18 protein-coding genes and 1 pseudogene are annotated in these 15,188 nt (G+C 65.5%); 4 read left to right on the forward strand and 15 right to left on the reverse strand.

Annotated elements, in window-relative coordinates; all coding sequences use genetic code 11:
- The 10 genes and pseudogenes from GVL12_RS24995 to GVL12_RS25040 all read right to left on the reverse strand — a co-directional run.
- A pseudogene (locus tag GVL12_RS24995) lies at positions 1-262 on the reverse strand (hypothetical protein); the annotation flags it as partial.
- Between the two features lie 29 nt (positions 263-291).
- Positions 292-720 carry an ExbD/TolR family protein gene (locus GVL12_RS25000; RefSeq protein WP_159918264.1) on the reverse strand — a complete coding sequence of 143 codons (429 nt, stop codon included), beginning with the start codon at positions 718-720 and terminating at the stop codon, positions 292-294.
- Between the two features lie 22 nt (positions 721-742).
- Positions 743-1,447 carry a protein TolQ gene (gene tolQ, locus GVL12_RS25005; RefSeq protein WP_159918265.1) on the reverse strand — a complete coding sequence of 235 codons (705 nt, stop codon included), beginning with the start codon at positions 1,445-1,447 and terminating at the stop codon, positions 743-745.
- A complete protein-coding gene (ybgC, locus tag GVL12_RS25010; protein WP_159918266.1) occupies positions 1,444-1,851 on the reverse strand; it encodes a tol-pal system-associated acyl-CoA thioesterase in 408 nt (135 codons plus the stop codon). The genes tolQ and ybgC overlap by 4 nt, the downstream gene beginning before the upstream one ends.
- A 6-nt stretch (positions 1,852-1,857) precedes the next feature.
- Positions 1,858-3,042 (reverse strand): pyridoxal phosphate-dependent aminotransferase, encoded by a 1,185-nt coding sequence (locus GVL12_RS25015; RefSeq protein WP_159918267.1) that lies wholly within the window; start codon positions 3,040-3,042, stop codon positions 1,858-1,860.
- Between the two features lie 86 nt (positions 3,043-3,128).
- A complete protein-coding gene (nusB, locus tag GVL12_RS25020; protein WP_159918268.1) occupies positions 3,129-3,665 on the reverse strand; it encodes a transcription antitermination factor NusB in 537 nt (178 codons plus the stop codon).
- A gap of 1 nt (position 3,666) precedes the next feature.
- Positions 3,667-4,131 (reverse strand): 6,7-dimethyl-8-ribityllumazine synthase, encoded by a 465-nt coding sequence (gene ribH, locus GVL12_RS25025; RefSeq protein WP_159918269.1) that lies wholly within the window; start codon positions 4,129-4,131, stop codon positions 3,667-3,669.
- Between the two features lie 3 nt (positions 4,132-4,134).
- Entirely contained in the window at positions 4,135-5,256 is a 1,122-nt protein-coding gene (gene ribBA / locus GVL12_RS25030) for a bifunctional 3,4-dihydroxy-2-butanone-4-phosphate synthase/GTP cyclohydrolase II (protein ID WP_159918270.1), read from the reverse strand.
- Positions 5,257-5,459: 203 nt separating this feature from the next.
- Positions 5,460-5,756, reverse strand: coding sequence for a 2Fe-2S iron-sulfur cluster-binding protein (locus GVL12_RS25035; RefSeq protein ID WP_159918271.1), 297 nt, complete (start codon positions 5,754-5,756; stop codon positions 5,460-5,462).
- Between the two features lie 615 nt (positions 5,757-6,371).
- Positions 6,372-7,016: a RidA family protein gene (locus GVL12_RS25040; protein ID WP_235033976.1), complete on the reverse strand. Its 645-nt coding sequence runs from the start codon at positions 7,014-7,016 to the stop codon at positions 6,372-6,374.
- A gap of 551 nt (positions 7,017-7,567) precedes the next feature.
- On the opposite strand from GVL12_RS25040, the gene gshA reads away from it, so the two are divergent.
- Positions 7,568-9,076, forward strand: a complete 1,509-nt coding sequence (gene gshA, locus GVL12_RS25045; RefSeq protein WP_200844073.1) for a glutamate--cysteine ligase — start codon at positions 7,568-7,570, stop codon at positions 9,074-9,076.
- 109 nt (positions 9,077-9,185) lie between these two features.
- Here gshA and GVL12_RS25050 read toward each other — a convergent pair whose 3' ends face one another.
- Positions 9,186-9,401 (reverse strand): oxidoreductase-like domain-containing protein, encoded by a 216-nt coding sequence (locus GVL12_RS25050; protein WP_200844074.1) that lies wholly within the window; start codon positions 9,399-9,401, stop codon positions 9,186-9,188.
- Positions 9,401-9,694 (reverse strand): hypothetical protein, encoded by a 294-nt coding sequence (locus tag GVL12_RS25055; RefSeq protein ID WP_159918273.1) that lies wholly within the window; start codon positions 9,692-9,694, stop codon positions 9,401-9,403. Before GVL12_RS25055 ends, GVL12_RS25050 begins: the two co-directional genes overlap by 1 nt.
- Positions 9,695-9,777: 83 nt before the next feature.
- On the opposite strand from GVL12_RS25055, the gene ylqF reads away from it, so the two are divergent.
- A complete protein-coding gene (ylqF, locus tag GVL12_RS25060) occupies positions 9,778-10,743 on the forward strand; it encodes a ribosome biogenesis GTPase YlqF (protein WP_159918274.1) in 966 nt (321 codons plus the stop codon).
- Positions 10,744-10,889: 146 nt separating this feature from the next.
- Here ylqF and GVL12_RS25065 read toward each other — a convergent pair whose 3' ends face one another.
- Positions 10,890-12,074: a M20 aminoacylase family protein gene (locus GVL12_RS25065; protein ID WP_159918275.1), complete on the reverse strand. Its 1,185-nt coding sequence runs from the start codon at positions 12,072-12,074 to the stop codon at positions 10,890-10,892.
- A gap of 151 nt (positions 12,075-12,225) precedes the next feature.
- On the reverse strand, positions 12,226-12,783 hold the full coding sequence (locus tag GVL12_RS25070; protein ID WP_159918276.1) for an MgtC/SapB family protein: 558 nt from the start codon (positions 12,781-12,783) through the stop codon (positions 12,226-12,228).
- Between the two features lie 214 nt (positions 12,784-12,997).
- Here GVL12_RS25070 and GVL12_RS25075 point away from each other — a divergent pair, with 214 nt between their 5' ends.
- The gene (locus GVL12_RS25075; protein WP_159918277.1) at positions 12,998-13,438 is read left to right on the forward strand and encodes a hypothetical protein; all 441 of its coding nucleotides are present in this window, start codon (positions 12,998-13,000) and stop codon (positions 13,436-13,438) included.
- A 62-nt stretch (positions 13,439-13,500) separates the two neighbouring features.
- A complete protein-coding gene (locus GVL12_RS25080; protein WP_159918278.1) occupies positions 13,501-14,451 on the forward strand; it encodes a DHH family phosphoesterase in 951 nt (316 codons plus the stop codon).
- On the opposite strand, the gene GVL12_RS25085 is transcribed toward GVL12_RS25080, so the two are convergent.
- Positions 14,390-15,188, reverse strand: a 799-nt coding sequence (locus GVL12_RS25085) for a pseudouridine synthase (protein ID WP_235033977.1), incomplete at its 5' end; no start/stop codon positions are given. The two genes, GVL12_RS25080 and GVL12_RS25085, sit on opposite strands and share 62 nt — an antisense overlap.

Raw genomic sequence — 15,188 nt, forward strand, 5'->3', positions numbered from 1 at the left:
GCGGTGGGGGGGGCTCGGGCTTGACTTCCGGTTCAGGCGCAGGAGTCGGCTCGGGCGCAGGCGCCGGCGGCGCGGCTTCCTGGGGCAGGGCCGACCAGAGCTCGGCCTCGATCGCGGCCTCCTGCATCGCCGGCGGCGTGCGCACGACCCAGAGCAGCGCAGCCACGAGCAGGCCGTGCGCCACGATCGCCAGAATCCACGCGCGCAGGCGCGGTGGGGGGGAAGGCGGGGCGAAGGGGTCGTGTTCTGGCGGTCGGGACATGGAAGGCAAAGGTCTGGGGGCGGCCGGGCTTACTGGCTGGATTTGACGTCGAGCGCGACGCGCTTGACGCCCGCGCGCTGCAATTGGCCCATGGTCTGCATGACGGTGTCATAGCTGAGCGTCTTGTCGGCGGAGATCACGACGGCGCTGTCCTCGGGCTGCTGGGCCTGCCAGGCCTTGGCCGCGAAGCCCAGTTCGTTGAGCCGCACCACCTGCTCGCCGTTGCCGGTCTTGAGGCGGATGGAGCCGTCCTGGTCGATCAGGATGCGCGCGAGGTTTTCGGTCGGCAGGCGCGAGGCCTTGCCTGCGCTGGGCACGTTGATCGCGCCCGGCGTGAGCATGGGAGCGGTCACCATGAAGATGATCAACAGCACCAGCATCACGTCGATGAAGGGCACCATGTTGATTTCGTTGACCGTGCGGCGCTGGCGACCGCCCCGTGAAGAGACTGCGGGCATGGGAAAAGCTCCTGGTGGTGGCTCAGTGGCCGGAGGCGGTGCTGCTCGCGGTCGAGCCCACGTTGCGCTGCAGGATGTTGGAGAACTCTTCGATGAAGGTGTCCAGCTGGTTGGCAACGCGGTCGGTCTGGTGGGCAAAACGGTTGTAGGCCGCCACGGCGGGAATCGCCGCGAACAGGCCCATGGCGGTGGCCACCAGCGCTTCGGCAATGCCGGGCGCGACGGTGGCGAGCGTGACCTGCTCCATGCTCGCAAAGCCGGTGAACGCGTGCATCACGCCCCATACGGTGCCGAACAGGCCGACGTAGGGCGAGACCGAACCGACGGAGCCCAGAAACGGCAGGCCGGCTTCGATTTCGTCCATCTCGCGCTGCAGGCTTGCACGCATGGCGCGGCGCGTGCCGTCCATCAGCGTGGCGACTTCGCCGATGCGGCGCTCGCGCAGTTTCTGGTATTCGCGCATGCCGCTGGCGAAGATGCGCTCCATCGGGCCGCCGCGCTTGGCGTTTTGCGCAGCCGATGCATAGAGGTCGTTGAGGCTGGTGCCCGACCAGAATTCCTGCTCGAACGCGTCGTTGAACGAGCGCACGCGCTTGAGCAGGCTGGACTTGCGGAAAATCGCGGCCCAGCTTGCGACCGATGCGACCACCAGGGCCAGCATGACGAGTTGCACGACCCAGCTGGCCTGCAGGACCAGGCTGAATATGGACATGTTTTGGGAGTTCATGAAAGTTGTTCCAGAAGGCTGATCGGAATTCTTACCGGACGCATGCTTGCGCCATCGACCCAGCCGATGCGTATCGAGGCTTCACACAGCAATTGCGGACCGTCCGCGGGGGATTGCAGGAAAGCTTGCTGGCGTATTGTCAACGACGCACGGCCGCTCGCTTGTAAGCGCGCGGTAACCAAAAGTTGATCGTCCAGGCGTGCGGGCCGGTGGTAATCGACCTGTGCCTGGGTTACGACAAACATGCCGCCTGTTTGTTCCCGTAATTTTTGTTGCTCAAGGCCCAGCGAACGCAGCCACTCGGTGCGCGCGCGTTCGAAGAACTTGAGGTAGTTGGCGTAGAAGACGATGCCGCCGGCATCGGTGTCTTCCCAATAGATGCGTACCGGAAAAGCGAAATCCATGCGCGTTCAGCCCAGCAGCGCGCGCAGGCGGCGCACGGCTTCCTGCAGCTGGGGCAGGGAGTTGGCGGTGGAAAAGCGCACGAACTGGGCTGTCTGCGCACTGCCGAAGTCACGCCCGGGCGTGATTGTCAGGTGGGCGCGCTGCATCAGCGCATAGGCGAAATCCCAGCTGCCTTCGACGCCGAGCTTGCGCGCAGCTTCGCTGCAGTCGGCCCAGGCGTAGAACGCGCCGTCGGGCATGACCGGAACCCGCAGGCCCAGTTTCTCGAGTTCGGGAATGAAGTAGTCGCGCCGGGCCTTGAATTCGGCGCGGCGGCGCTCGTACTCGGCAAGGCTCTCGGGCTCGAAGCAGGCCAGCGCCGCGTGCTGGGCAATGGTGCTGGCGCAGATGAACAGGTTCTGCGCCACGCGCTCCACGGCCGGCACCAGCGCTTCGGGCACGACCATCCAGCCCAGGCGCCAGCCCGTCATGTTGAAGTATTTGCTGAAGCTGTTGATGCTGATCAGGTCGTCGCCCAGCGCGAGCGCGGTCTGGGAATAGGCCGGGTCATACGACAGGCCCAGGTAGATCTCGTCGATGATGGTCAGGCCGCCGCGCGCGCGCACCACGTCGTGGATGCGGCGCAGTTCGTCAGGCGCGATCGAGGTGCCCGTGGGGTTGGACGGCGAGGCCAGCAGCACGCCGCGGGTCTTGTCGCCCCAGGCCTCGGCGACCTTTTCGGCGCTGAGCTGGAAGCGCTCGGCGGCCGTGGTCGGGATCAGCACCGCCTTGCCGTCCGCCGCGCTCACGAAATGGCGGTTGCAGGGGTAGCTCGGGTCTGGCATGAGGATTTCATCGCCGGCATCGATCAGCGCCAGGCAGGCCAGCTGCAGCGCGGCCGAAGCGCCCGCGGTGACCACGATGCGCCGTGCGGGCACGTCCACGCCAAAGCGCTGTGCATACCACTGGCTGATGCGCTCGCGCAGCGCGTCCAGGCCCAGGGCCGGCGTGTATTGGGTATTGCCTTGCGCGACGGCGCGCGCAGCGGCCTGCTGCACCAGCGGCGGGGCCGTGAAGTCGGGCTCGCCGATGTTCAGGAAGATCATCGGCGCGTTCGTGTCAGCGACTTCGCGCGCCAGGGCTTGCGCCGCCTTGGCCACTTCCATCACATAAAACGGCTCGATGCGCTGGGCGCGTTTCGATACTTGCATCGGCGGGGGCCATCCTGCCCGCAGGGCGCGGGCGTTAACAGAGATCAAATGGGGCCGGACCGCGCTGCGGCGGCCCCGCGCGCGCGTCAGCCCGCTGCCTGCTGGCCCTTGTCGGCCGTGACTTCGGCGCTGCGCAGGCTGGGCGCGAGACCGTTGAGCACGGCGTTGACGTACTTGTGGCCGTCGGTGCCGCCGAATTCCTTGGCCAGCTCGATGCACTCATTGAGCACCACGCGCCAGGGCACGTCGGGGCAGTGCAGGAACTCGTAGGCGCCTATCCACATCACCGCATGCTCGATGGGCGAGATCTCGCTGAGCTGGCGGTCGAGCTTGGGCAGGATCAGCGCGTCGAGGTCGGCTTCAGTGGTGATGCAGCCGTGCAGCAGCGCGTCGTAATGCGCGCTGTCGGCCTTGTGGAAGCCCGCGAGATCACGCGTGAACATGTCGATCGCGCTCGCGTCGTTGCGGCCCACGAGGTGCTGGTACAGCGCCTGCAGCGCGAATTCGCGTGCGCGGCTGCGGTTGGACTTGGACGCGGCCTTGCGCGCTCCGGTGCTGGTGCTGCCGGCGCGCGGCTGGCGCGGGGGACGGCCCGAGGCCGAGGGGGATTGTTCTTCGCTCATGTCAATTCAAGGTGGCGAGCAGCTGGGCCATTTCGACCGCCACGCGGGCTGCGTCGCGGCCCTTGTCGGTCTGGCGTGCAATGGCCTGCTCCATGTTTTCGGTGGTGATGATCGCATTGGCGATCGGCAGTTGGTAGTCCAGCGACAGGCGGGTCACACCCGCGCCCGATTCGTTGGCCACCAGCTCGAAGTGGTATGTCTCCCCCCGGATGATGCAGCCCAGCGCCACCAGGGCGTCGTACTGCTCACGTTCGGCCATGGCCTGCAGTGCCACGGGCACTTCGAGCGCTCCGGGTACCTGCACATGGTCGATATTCTGTTCGTCGACGCCCAGCGCCAGCAGCTCTGCGCGGCAGGCCGCGGCGAGCGCGTCGGTGATGCTTTCGTTGAAGCGGGCCTGGACGATGCCTATGCGCAAGCCTGCGCCATTGAGTTGCGGGCCTGTGCCCTGTTCTGCGCCAAACATTTTTTATTCCTTGGGGATGTAACCGGTGATCTCGAGGCCATAGCCGGCCATGCTGGGCATGCGGCGGGGCTGGCCCATCAGGCGCATCTTGAGCACGCCGCACTCGCGCAGGATCTGCGCGCCCACGCCGTAGGTGCGCAGGTCCATGCGGCCGCGCTCGGGCGCCTGCGCGGGGCGCGCGCTGCCGTCGAATTGCGCGAGCAGCTGCTCGGCGCTTTCGCCGCAGTTGAGCAGCACGGCCACGCCGCGGCCCTGGGCGTCGATGTAGCGCAGGCTGCTGTCGAGGCTCCACGAATGCATGGCGCGGTCGACTTCGAGCAGGTCGAGTATCGACAGCGGCTCGTGCACGCGCACCGGCACTTCGTCGTCGGCAGTCCAACTGCCCTTGACCAGCGCGATGTGTACCGAGCGGCTGGGCTGGTCACGGAACACGCGCACCGTGAATTCGCCAAACGGCGTCTGCAGCGGCCGGCTGTCCACCGCCTGGAGCAGCGACTCGGTGCGGCTGCGGTAATGGATCAGGTCGGCGATGGTGCCGATTTTCAGGCCGTGTTCGGCGGCGAAGAGCTGCAGGTCGGGCAGGCGCGCCATCGTGCCGTCGTCCTTCATGATCTCGCAGATCACGGCGGACGGGCTGCAGCCGGCCATGCCGGCCAGGTCGCAGCCGGCTTCGGTATGGCCGGCGCGCATCAGCACGCCGCCAGGCACGGCCTGCAGCGGGAAAATATGGCCGGGCTGGACCAGGTCGTCGGCCTGTGCGTTGGCCGCGACGGCGGCCTGCACGGTGCGTGCGCGGTCGGCGGCGGAAATGCCCGTGGTCACGCCTTCGGCGGCTTCGATCGAGACCGTGAAGGCGGTCGAATGCTTGGTGCCGTTGCGCGTGGCCATGGGCTGGAGCTTGAGCCGCTCGCAGCGTTCGGGGGTCAGCGTCAGGCAGATCAGCCCGCGGCCGAAGCGCGCCATGAAGTTGATGGCTTCGGGCGTGACGTGGTCGGCGGCCAGGACCAGATCGCCTTCGTTTTCGCGGTCTTCTTCATCGATCAGCACGACCATGCGACCGGCGCGCATGTCGGCAATGATGTCTTCGACCGGGGAGATGGCTACGGGATGCGGGGGGGCGGTCATGCGAACTTTCTTGGGATGCCGGTGTTCAATCGGCGCAGGCAGGATTCCAGGGGGAACTGTCGCTGGCACCGCAGGCAGTGCCCCCAAAGAACGATCGATACGGCCTGGGCCGCTCCGGGGTCGATTGCCGGATGGCAGCCAGACCCACAAACGGGCATTTTAATCCACCTGCGCGGCGCGCGTGCCGAGCATGGCCGGCAGACTCAGCGCGTAGGGTCTTGAAGGACCACATCCTCGAGTGGATAGGCAACGCAGGGCAGCACGCAGCCTTCGGCTTTTTCATCCTCGCTCAGGCCGGGCCATTCGATCTCGTAGCGCACGCTGCCCGACACCAGCTGGCCTATGCAGGTGCGGCAGGTGCCGTTGCGGCAGGAACTGGGCCAGTCGAGCGAGCCCTGTTCGAGCGAGTGCAGCAGCGGCTGGTCGGCCCAGGCGTCGCATTGCGCGCCGCTGGGCGTGAGTTTGGCGATGAAGAAATCAGGAGTGAAAGGGGTGCTCATGCGCGGTCTGGCGGGGAGGAAGGAGGCTGGGACGGGAGGCGGTTTCGCGCATGATGGGGTACGCGGCCTGCCTTATTTTTGGGCATTGTGGATAAATTCCAGGCAAATCAACAGCTTGCGTCGCTCTTACAGCGATTGCCAAAACTTATCCACATGATTGTCCAGTTTTGTCGGGCATAACTGCAACGGGATAAAGGGTTAACCCTTTCTCAAAGCCCGGCGATTTGCCGCTGGGGGCCTGCAGGCGCGCATTGCCGCTGCTGCCTGTTTTTTGGGCAGACCGAGCTTGTTCTTTTGAAATCAATGACTTGGAGCGGTTTAACGGCGAAAAACGAAAGTTGTGCACATGTTTGTCCAGCAAACCCGGTAACAACTTTGAACGAGGGATGACAGTGCCTGTTTTTTCATCTCACCATGACTGAGCCGCTCATCCATGGATTATCGAAAAGCAACCAAGGAAACCCGCCCCTCGCCTTGGAACCTCTGCTTGGCAACATGTCCCACCCGGCAGGTACTTGACGAAGCCCCCCTGGCGACAGCGCGATTCCGACCGCACAGGCGGTGTAGAAACCTATAGCCTGGCTGCTCTGGCCAGGCCGGTCCAGCGCATTGTGTCTAACGTTTTCCAGCTCGAACCGCTACTACCTCAATCTCGACATACCACGCGGGGTTCGCCAAGCCAGCAGCTTGGAAGACGGAGCGCGCGGGCAGATTCGGCTGATTGGGGGTGCCGAAGAACTGCCTGTAGCCACGCATAAAGCCAGCAAAGTCCATCCTGGAGCCTTTGGCCGGGTCAGCTACCAGAAACACCTGCATCTTGACGACATCCGCCATTGTCAACTGCATTTCCTTCAACTGTGCTTCGAGATCTCGAAGCACGGCAACCGTCTGGCCTTCGGTGTCACCACCAAAGGCTTCGGGATCTGTATTGGGTTTGGCGCTATTCACCAAGGGGGGAACCTTTCCCGACACGTAAATGGTGCCTGCTCCCGCCGGAACTTCGACGGCTGCCGAAATGGGAAAGCTCGGATCGGGCAACTTGTACCGAATCACCTCGGTAGCGTTCGCAAACGAAGAATAGCCTGCAAAAAATGCGGCGGCAGCAAAGCACGCCGTAGAACGAATGAGAGCGAGATTCATGGGATAAAAATGCAGTTGCAAAAGAAATTCCATGAAGGATAAAGTCTCGCATCCGGCGCAACAATAAGGCACCTGAAAGTAAGCTAGGCACTTCAAGGAACCTTTTGGGAAGGTCTGCATAAACCCATTCCAGCAGGATGCGCCTCAATGAAATCAAGGAGTTGCAGCGCACGAATGCGGGAGAAATCGATTGATGCACAGGGGCCTTGGCGCTGGGTATTCAGTGCCCTTCGAGGGGGGGCCGGATATGCCGAAGGCGTTCATGGCAAGGGGCCGGGGATTCAGAAAAGGGCGGCCCTGCCGCCAGGACCGGTCGGCAGACGGGGCCTATGAGCACAAGCCGATGTCTGTACCAAAGACTTGATAGCGGACCTTGCGAGGCAAGGGGGAGCGTGGGGGCCATCTTTCATCGCCGGCCGGGCCCACCATCCAGGCCTGGCCAGGGTGCGCAGTCGCCGGTGCGCACGCCGTAAACACCGTAACCCCATCACAATCTGCGTTCGCGTGCGCGCCGCCGCGAGGGAGACAGGACGCGCGCACGTGAATATCTGTAACCACGCCACGCATCGGCAAGCATTTCTCTATTATCTCGGCGTCCGGGCTGGGTGTGCTAAGTTCCGGCCCCAACCCAGTTGTATCGGTACCCAAGAATGAATAAATCGCAGGAGCTCTTGCCAGTCCCCACCTCCGACCGCCTGGCGCAGATCCGCCGTGGGATCGAGAAGGAAGGATTGCGCGCACTGCCTACAGGGGGGCTGGCGCTGACACCGCACCCGATCGCGCTGGGGTCGGCACTGACGCATCCAAATATCACCACCGATTACAGCGAGTCGCAGATCGAGCTGATCACCGGCGCCCACCGGGGCGTGGACGAGTGCCTGGGCGAGCTGATTGAAGTCCACCAGCATGTCTACCACAGCCTCAGGCAGGCCGGCAACGAAATGCTCTGGGTGTCGAGCATGCCCTGTGGCCTGCCCACCGACGAGACCATTCCCTTGGCGCGTTATGGCTCGTCGAACGCCGGGCGCTCCAAAAGCGTCTACCGCATGGGCCTGGGCCATCGCTATGGCCGGCGCATGCAGATGATTTCGGGCATTCACTACAACTGGTCCATGCCGGGCGTGGACAGCGACCAGTACTTCGCGCTGATCCGCAATTTCCGCCGCCACGCTTTCGTGCTGCTGTACCTGTTCGGCTCGTCGCCGGCGCTGTGTTCGTGCTTTGTCGAAGGCCGCGAGCACAGCCTGCAGCCGCTGGGCGACAGCGGTCGCACATTGCACTTGCCGCATGCGACTTCGCTGCGCATGGGGCGCCTGGGCTACCAGAGCGATGCGCAGGCGGCGATCAATGTCAGCTACAACGGCCTCGACGGCTACGCCAGATCGCTGCACGAAGCGCTGACCCAGCCCTATCCGGCCTACGAGCAGTTGGGCATACGCAACCCCGGCGGCGATTACAACCAGCTCGGCACCAGCCTGCTGCAGATCGAAAACGAGTTCTACGGCACGATACGCCCCAAGCGCACGGTGCGCAGCGGCGAGCGCCCGCTGCATGCGCTGCGCGAGCGCGGCGTCGAGTATGTCGAAGTGCGGCTGATGGACCTCGATCCGTTCGAGCCCGTGGGCATTGCGCCAAGCACCATGCGCATGCTCGACGTCTTCCTGCTGCATTGCCTGCTCAGCGACAGCCCGCCCGACACGCCTGCGGAAATCGCCGAACTCAAGCACAACCAGCACCTGGCCGCCGAGCGCGGCCGCGAGCCGGGCCTGCGCCTGCAGCGCGGCGGCCGCGATGTGCTGCTGCGCGACTGGGCCGATGAAGTGCTCAGCGCGTGCGCGCCGCTGGCGGCGTCGCTTGACCAGACGCATGGCACGAGCGACTACAGCCAGGCGCTGGCCCAGGCCCGGGCACGCGTTGCCGCGCCCGAGACCACGCCTTCGGCCCAGGTGCTGCGCGCCATGGTCGAGCAGCACGACAGCAGCTTCCTGGGCTTCACGCTCGCGCAGTCCGAGCTGGCGCGCGAGACGCTGCTGAACCTGCCCTGGACCGAGGCCCAGCAGGCCAAGGCCCAGGCTCAGGCGCAGGAATCGATAGCGGCGCAGCGCGCGCGCGAGGCCGCCGATACGCTGCCATTTGAAGAATGGCGCCAGCGCTATATGGCGCCGCAGGAATTGGGGTGAGCCCCCACGCTTGCTCGGCTTCGCCGTAGCCGCGTTGGGGGGCAAGGCCCCCCAACGCATTTGCCTTGGGGCGGCCCGGCGGCGGCGGATGGTCGCGGAGCGCAGCTTGTCAGCTGCGTGCAGTCAGCGCCGCCTGCGCATCTTCGATCCAGAACGTCGCTGCATCGTAGAAGCCTTCCCAGACACAGCCATTGCAGCCGCGGCCGCAGCAGCTCGTGGGCTGGGTGGGCGTGGGCCGCAGCGCCACGCCGGCCTGCGCGGCCAGCGTCTGGTAGCGCGCGAATGCCGCGCATGCGGCCTGCAGCGCCGGGGCCATTGCGTCCATCAGCGCTTGTTCTTCTTGCGCTCGGCGGTGTAGGTGGTCTTGGTTTCCAGCATGGCTTCGGCCTGCATGGTCTTGCGCCGGCGCAGCAGGCCCTGGATGACGAAGGCCGCGCCCAGTGCCAGTGCGAACCAGCCGACGATGTAGCCTTCGCGGAAAAGGTTGCTCAGGTCGCTGGCGTTCATGAAGAATGGCGCGATGAGCACGACCAGGCCGATGATGGCGCAGGTCACGCCCTTGATCAGCAGGTCGTTGTTGGCCTGGTGCTGGGCGGGAATGGAGTTTGGTATGGACATGTCGGGACCGGTGCGTGAAAAAAGCAGAACCCGATTATCCTTGCGCCCCTTGTTAGCGACGAATCGTCAGAAAGTATTGCCCCATGGCCATTCAATGGTTTCCCGGTCACATGAATCTCACACGCAAGGCGATTGCCGAGCGCATCAAGGACATTGACGTGGTCATTGAAGTGTTGGACGCGCGCCTGCCGGGCTCGAGCGCCAACCCGTTACTGCAGGAGCTCACGGGCCACAAGCCACGGCTCAAGGTGCTCAACAAGCAGGATGTGGCCGACCCGCAGCGCACCGTGCAGTGGCTGGCCTGGTACAACGCCCAGCCCGAAACCCGGGCCGTGGCGCTCGACGCTTCCGAGCCCACGCCCACGCGCCGGCTGATCGAAGCCTGCCAGTTGCTGTCGCCCGGGCGCGGCGGCATGGCCAAGCCGATGCGCGTGCTGATCTGCGGCGTTCCCAACGTCGGCAAGTCCACGCTGATCAACTCGATGAGCAACAAGGGCCAGGCCAGGACCGGCGACGAAGCGGGCGTGACCAAGCTCGAGCAGCGCATCGTGCTGGCCGACGATTTCTATCTCTGGGATACGCCGGGCATGCTGTGGCCGCGCATTGCCGTGGAGCAAAGCGGCTACAACCTGGCCGTGAGCGGCGCCGTGGGCCGCAATGCCTATGACGAGGAACTGGTCGCGCTGGAATTCCTGCGCTATGCGCAGCGCAACTACGCGCCCAACCTGCGCGAGCGCTACAAGCTCATGCAGACCGACGCCGAAATCGCGGCCATGCCCGACGACGAACTGCTCGAAGCCATTGGCCGCAAGCGCGGCGCGGTGATGACCGGCGGGCGCGTGAATGTGCAAAAAGCGGCCGAAATCGTGATCACCGATTTCCGCATCCACAACCTCGGACGCATCACGCTGGAGACGCCCGCGGAATACGAGGAATGGTTCACCAAGGGCATGGAACTCGACGCCCTGCGCCAGGCCAAGAAGGACGCGCGCGCCAAGCCCAGGAAGACCGGCATCAGAAACCGCAAACCGTCAGCGCCCACTGCCTGATCCGCAGCCAGACGCGTGCGCCAGCCTGTGACGTGGGCATGTCTTAACCCTGGGGCACCGAGCAAGGGCCGCCCCGCAGCGATGGTGCCGTCCCCCTCCACCGCAGGTTGAGAGGGGGAAGACGCGAAGCGGCTCAGGGGGTGCTCTTATTGCTCAAACCAGCGGCGCGCCAGAAGATCCCAAAAGCGGGGGCCGCGGTCCAGGTTCTCGTCGTTGAAATCGTACGCCGGGCTGTGCAGGCCCACGCCGCCTTGGCCGTTGGGGCCGTTGCCTATCCAGCCATAGGCGCCGGGCACGACTTCGAGCATGAAGCCGAAATCCTCGGCCGTGAGCGCGGGCAGGATGTCGCCGTCGGTGTTCTCTTCACCGACGATCTCGCGCATCACGCCGGCCATGAAGCGCGCTTCATGCGCATGGTTGGTGGTGTTGGGGTAGCCGGGCTTGATGATGACTTCGGCCGTGCACAGGTGGGCCGCGGCCACATGCTCGCTGATGCGGTGCAGGCCGGCGATCATCATCTTCTCGGTGCTGGTCTGCAGTGTGCGTACCGTGCCATAGATCACGGCAGCGTCGGGAATGATGTTCTCGACCGTGCCTGAAGCGATCTGCCCCACCGTGAGCACCGCGCTGTCGAGCGGGTCGGTGCTGCGCGACACCAGGGTCTGCAGCTGGCCCACGAGCGCGCAGGCCACGGGAATCGGGTCGATGGTGGTGTGGGGCATGGCTGCATGGCCGCCCTTGCCGCTGATGCGTATCTCGAAGCGCAGCGCCGACGCCATGATGGGGCCCACGCGCACCGCCATCTTGCCCGCGGGCAGCGACGGCCAGTTGTGCAGCGCGAACACCGCCTCGCAGGGGAACTGGGTGAACAGGCCGTCTTCCATCATCGCGCGCGCGCCCGCGCCACCTTCTTCGCCGGGCTGGAAAATCAGGTGCACCGAGCCGTCGAAGTCGGGCTGCTGAGTGAGCAGCGTGGCCGCGCCCAGCAGCATGGTCGTGTGGCCGTCGTGGCCGCAGGCATGCATGCGGCCCGGGTGGGTGCTGATGTGGCCGAAGCTGTTGAGTTCCTGCACGGGCAGCGCGTCCATGTCGGCGCGGATGCCGATGCTGCGGCCGGGATTCTCGGCGCTGCGGCCCTTGCCATGGATGGTGGCGACAACGCCGGTCTGCCCCAGGCCGCGGTGCACGTTCAGGCCCAGGGCCAACAGATAGGCCGCAACCTTGTCGCCCGTGCGGTGTTCCTCGTACTTGAGCTCGGGGTGGGCGTGCAAGTCATGGCGAAAGCGCAGCAGCTGGCCAAGATGGGGAGTGATGTCGGGAGTCGTGTGCATACAGGAGGCCGCAGCGCTGCACCGGTCGGGGATCGCCGGTGACTGCGGCAAATCAGAATCAATAGAGGCATTATCCGGCGGCGCAGCGCGCCCGGTCCTTTGCTGCGGCAATGGCACAGCAGCCTCGCGGTCTTAGCTCGTGAACACGTTATTAAGGCGCGTTTTCTGCCTTGCGCTCAGCGCTTTCCTTGTTCTTTTCGGCATTCTCGCTGGCGGCGGCGCGCACGGCGGGAGCGAGCAGCGGCACCAGGCTCAACACGCCAAAGGCGAGGACGGTGCTGAGCATCGCCGTGACTTCCTTGCCGATACCGGCGCTGGCGCCAATGGCCGCGGTAAGCCAGATGCCGGCCGCCGTGGTCAGGCCTTTGACCTGGCCTACATCGTCGCCCTGGCGACTGCCCTTGAGGATAGTGCCCGCACCGAGAAAGCCCACGCCGGCGATCAGGCCTTGAAGCACCCGGCTCAGATCCGCCGCGTCGCCGCCCGCCTGCTGCGCGACCAGCACGATCAGCGCCGCGCCCATGGACACCAGCATGTGGGTGCGTATGCCGGCGGCCTTGCCATGGATTTCGCGCTGCCAGCCCAGCAGGCCGCCGAGCAGCGCTGCAAGGCCCAGCCGCAGCACGGTGCGCGTGAGCTGCTCGATATCGCCCGCGTCCGCGAATTCGGCGGCGATGGTGCGGCCGACCAGATTCCACCAGTTGTCCATGGAGCTGTCCTTCAGGGGAGGGCGCAACGGTCGCGCCGATCAGGGCCCCTGGCTGGACTGTGCGCCACAACGCTGACGCGCAAGGGCAGCGCAGGCCGGCATTGCGTGTGCGCGCAGGCCTACGCCCGGCACGCTTGCATTTCGCTGTATTTGCCTATAGCCAAGACGCAGGCCTTGTGGTTTAGTGGTGGCTCCTGTTGCCGAGGAGATGAGCATGACCCCGTTTTCTCTAGATTCCAGCATGACCTCCATGGGAGGTGTTTTCTACCCCACCGGCCATGTGTTCGCGATGGTGCCCAGCGACGATGTGGCCCATGCCGCGGCCGAGGCGCTGCATGCGCTGGGCTATGACGGCGCGGTGCGCCACGCGACGCCCGAAGCCGTGTTGACCGATATCGTGCCCACGCTCGGTGTGGAAGAGAACGAATTGCAGTCGGTTGGCCTCGAAGGGGAAATCGTGCAGCGCATAGGCGAACTCGCCCAGCAAGGACACCATGGGCTGCTCGTCGCGCTGGGCAAGGACGATGCGCATGAAGTCGCCGAAGTGCTCAACGCCTATGGTGCGACCGCGGCCTTCCACTACCGTGAACTGGTGATCGAGGAACTGGTGCCGGACCAGGACGACGACTATCTCGAAGACGAGGACGACGATTGATGCCGCCGGCGCCGGTCATTGCCCTGCGACCCCATGCCATACGCGCGACAATCGGCGTCAATATGAAAACCATTTTGCCCCTGCAGTTGCTGGTCGGACCCGCCAAGAACGACCCCCGTCCCCTGATCCTCTACCACGGACGGCGCTGCCCCGATGGCTACGGCGCGGCGCTCGCTGCCTGGCTGTTCTATGAAGGCCAGGCCGAATTCCGCGGTCTTGACCATGGCGAGATCAACAGCGCCGACGAGCTCGGCGACCTCGCCGGGCGCGCGGTCTATGTGCTCGACTTCGCCTTCGGCCCCGAGCTGCTTGCCGAAATCGAGTCGCGCGTCGCCAAGCTGGTGCTGCTGGACCACCACAAGAGCGCGGCCGAGAAGCTGCACGGCTACTCCTGCCGCTGCGGCGTGGTGCATTTCGACATGCACAAGTCGGGCGCGCGCCTGGCCTGGGAGTTCTTCCACTCCGACAAGCCCGTTCCCGCGTTGATCCGCTGCATCGAAGACCGCGACATCTGGGTCTGGCAGTACCCCGAGAGCCCGGCCTTTCTCGCCGCGCTCGACATGGAGCCGCGCACGTTCGAGCGCTGGGCCGAGATCGCGGCCTTCACGCCCGAGCAGGAAATCGCGTTCATGGCGCGCGGCGACGCGATGGACGAGAAGTTCCAGAAGCTCTGCGCCGACATCGCCGAAGGCGCGCAGCCGCTGGTCTTCAACGGCGTGGCCGGCCTGATGGTCAACGCGCCCGGCATGTTCCACAGCCAGGTCGGCGACCTGCTGGCCAAGCAAAGCGGCACGTTCGCGCTGATGTGGAATGCAAGCACCAGCGGCGTCAAGGTCGGCCTGCGCTCGCGCTCGGAGTTCAACTGCATTCCCATGGCCGAATCCATGGGCGGCGGCGGCCATGCCCAGGCCTGCGGTTTCAAGATGGGTATTGCGCGCCTGGGCGAGCTGCTCAGCGGGGCGTTTGTGGCCCAGCCGGAGCCGGCGCAGCTGCATCCGCAGGCGGCTGAGTAACCCAGCCCGGTAAGGCCATCATGGCCTGCCAGTCCCGCACTTCGGCAACCTGCTCCGCGAGCGCAGGCCAGTCCGCCTGCAAGTGCAGCATTTCCCCGCTGACCGGGTGGGGCAAGCTCAATGCCTGGGCATGCAGCCATAGCCGCTGCTGCCCCAGGCGCTCGGCCCACCAGCGGTTCAGTGGCCCCTTGCCATGGGTGGCGTCGCCGATGATGGGGTGGGCCACATGCTTGAGGTGGCGCCGGATCTGGTGGCGCCGCCCGGTCAGCGGCAGCGCTTCGACCAGCGACAGCCGCGTGCCCGCGTGGCGCGGGTCGTAGGCTTCGGGCCAGGCCAGCCGGGCCAGGCAGCGCAGCGTGGTCTGCGCCGACTGCACCGGCGCATCGCTTGGCGCGTCATCGGGCTTGAGCGCGTGGTCCACATGCAGTTCGCCGGGCAGCCAGCCGCGTACCAGCGCGAGATAGCGCTTGTGCGTCTGCTGGTTTTCGAAGGCCTGGCCCAGCGCGCGCGCGGCATCGGCGTGCAGGGCCATCACCAGCACGCCGCAGGTGCCCTTGTCGAGCCGGTGCACGGGGAAGACGCGCTGGCCTATCTGGTCGCGCAGGGTCTGCATCACGAAACGCGTTTCGTGCGCGTCGAGGCCGGTGCGGTGCACCAGCCAGCCCGCGGGCTTGTAGACCGCAATCAGGTGTTCATCGCGCCAGAGCACATGCATGTCTCTTATGCACAGCTGACGC

The sequence above is a fragment of the Pantoea sp. 18069 genome (assembly GCF_902706035.1).
Classification (GTDB): Bacteria; Pseudomonadota; Gammaproteobacteria; order Burkholderiales; family Burkholderiaceae_C; genus Comamonas.

What these genes read in the sequence shown, in the direction of transcription:
- GVL12_RS25000 (WP_159918264.1), bottom strand. Translation starts at nt 720, where the DNA reads ATGCCCGCAGTCTCTTCACGGGGCGGTCGCCAGCGCCGCACGGTCAAC.
- tolQ (WP_159918265.1), bottom strand. Translation starts at nt 1,447, where the DNA reads ATGAACTCCCAAAACATGTCCATATTCAGCCTGGTCCTGCAGGCCAGC.
- ybgC (WP_159918266.1), bottom strand. Translation starts at nt 1,851, where the DNA reads ATGGATTTCGCTTTTCCGGTACGCATCTATTGGGAAGACACCGATGCC.
- GVL12_RS25015 (WP_159918267.1), bottom strand. Translation starts at nt 3,042, where the DNA reads ATGCAAGTATCGAAACGCGCCCAGCGCATCGAGCCGTTTTATGTGATG.
- nusB (WP_159918268.1), bottom strand. Translation starts at nt 3,665, where the DNA reads ATGAGCGAAGAACAATCCCCCTCGGCCTCGGGCCGTCCCCCGCGCCAG.
- ribH (WP_159918269.1), bottom strand. Translation starts at nt 4,131, where the DNA reads ATGTTTGGCGCAGAACAGGGCACAGGCCCGCAACTCAATGGCGCAGGC.
- ribBA (WP_159918270.1), bottom strand. Translation starts at nt 5,256, where the DNA reads ATGACCGCCCCCCCGCATCCCGTAGCCATCTCCCCGGTCGAAGACATC.
- GVL12_RS25035 (WP_159918271.1), bottom strand. Translation starts at nt 5,756, where the DNA reads ATGAGCACCCCTTTCACTCCTGATTTCTTCATCGCCAAACTCACGCCC.
- GVL12_RS25040 (WP_235033976.1), bottom strand. Translation starts at nt 7,016, where the DNA reads ATGCAGACCTTCCCAAAAGGTTCCTTGAAGTGCCTAGCTTACTTTCAG.
- GVL12_RS25050 (WP_200844074.1), bottom strand. Translation starts at nt 9,401, where the DNA reads ATGGACGCAATGGCCCCGGCGCTGCAGGCCGCATGCGCGGCATTCGCG.
- GVL12_RS25055 (WP_159918273.1), bottom strand. Translation starts at nt 9,694, where the DNA reads ATGTCCATACCAAACTCCATTCCCGCCCAGCACCAGGCCAACAACGAC.
- ylqF (WP_159918274.1), top strand. Translation starts at nt 9,778, where the DNA reads ATGGCCATTCAATGGTTTCCCGGTCACATGAATCTCACACGCAAGGCG.
- GVL12_RS25065 (WP_159918275.1), bottom strand. Translation starts at nt 12,074, where the DNA reads ATGCACACGACTCCCGACATCACTCCCCATCTTGGCCAGCTGCTGCGC.
- GVL12_RS25070 (WP_159918276.1), bottom strand. Translation starts at nt 12,783, where the DNA reads ATGGACAACTGGTGGAATCTGGTCGGCCGCACCATCGCCGCCGAATTC.
- GVL12_RS25075 (WP_159918277.1), top strand. Translation starts at nt 12,998, where the DNA reads ATGACCCCGTTTTCTCTAGATTCCAGCATGACCTCCATGGGAGGTGTT.
- GVL12_RS25080 (WP_159918278.1), top strand. Translation starts at nt 13,501, where the DNA reads ATGAAAACCATTTTGCCCCTGCAGTTGCTGGTCGGACCCGCCAAGAAC.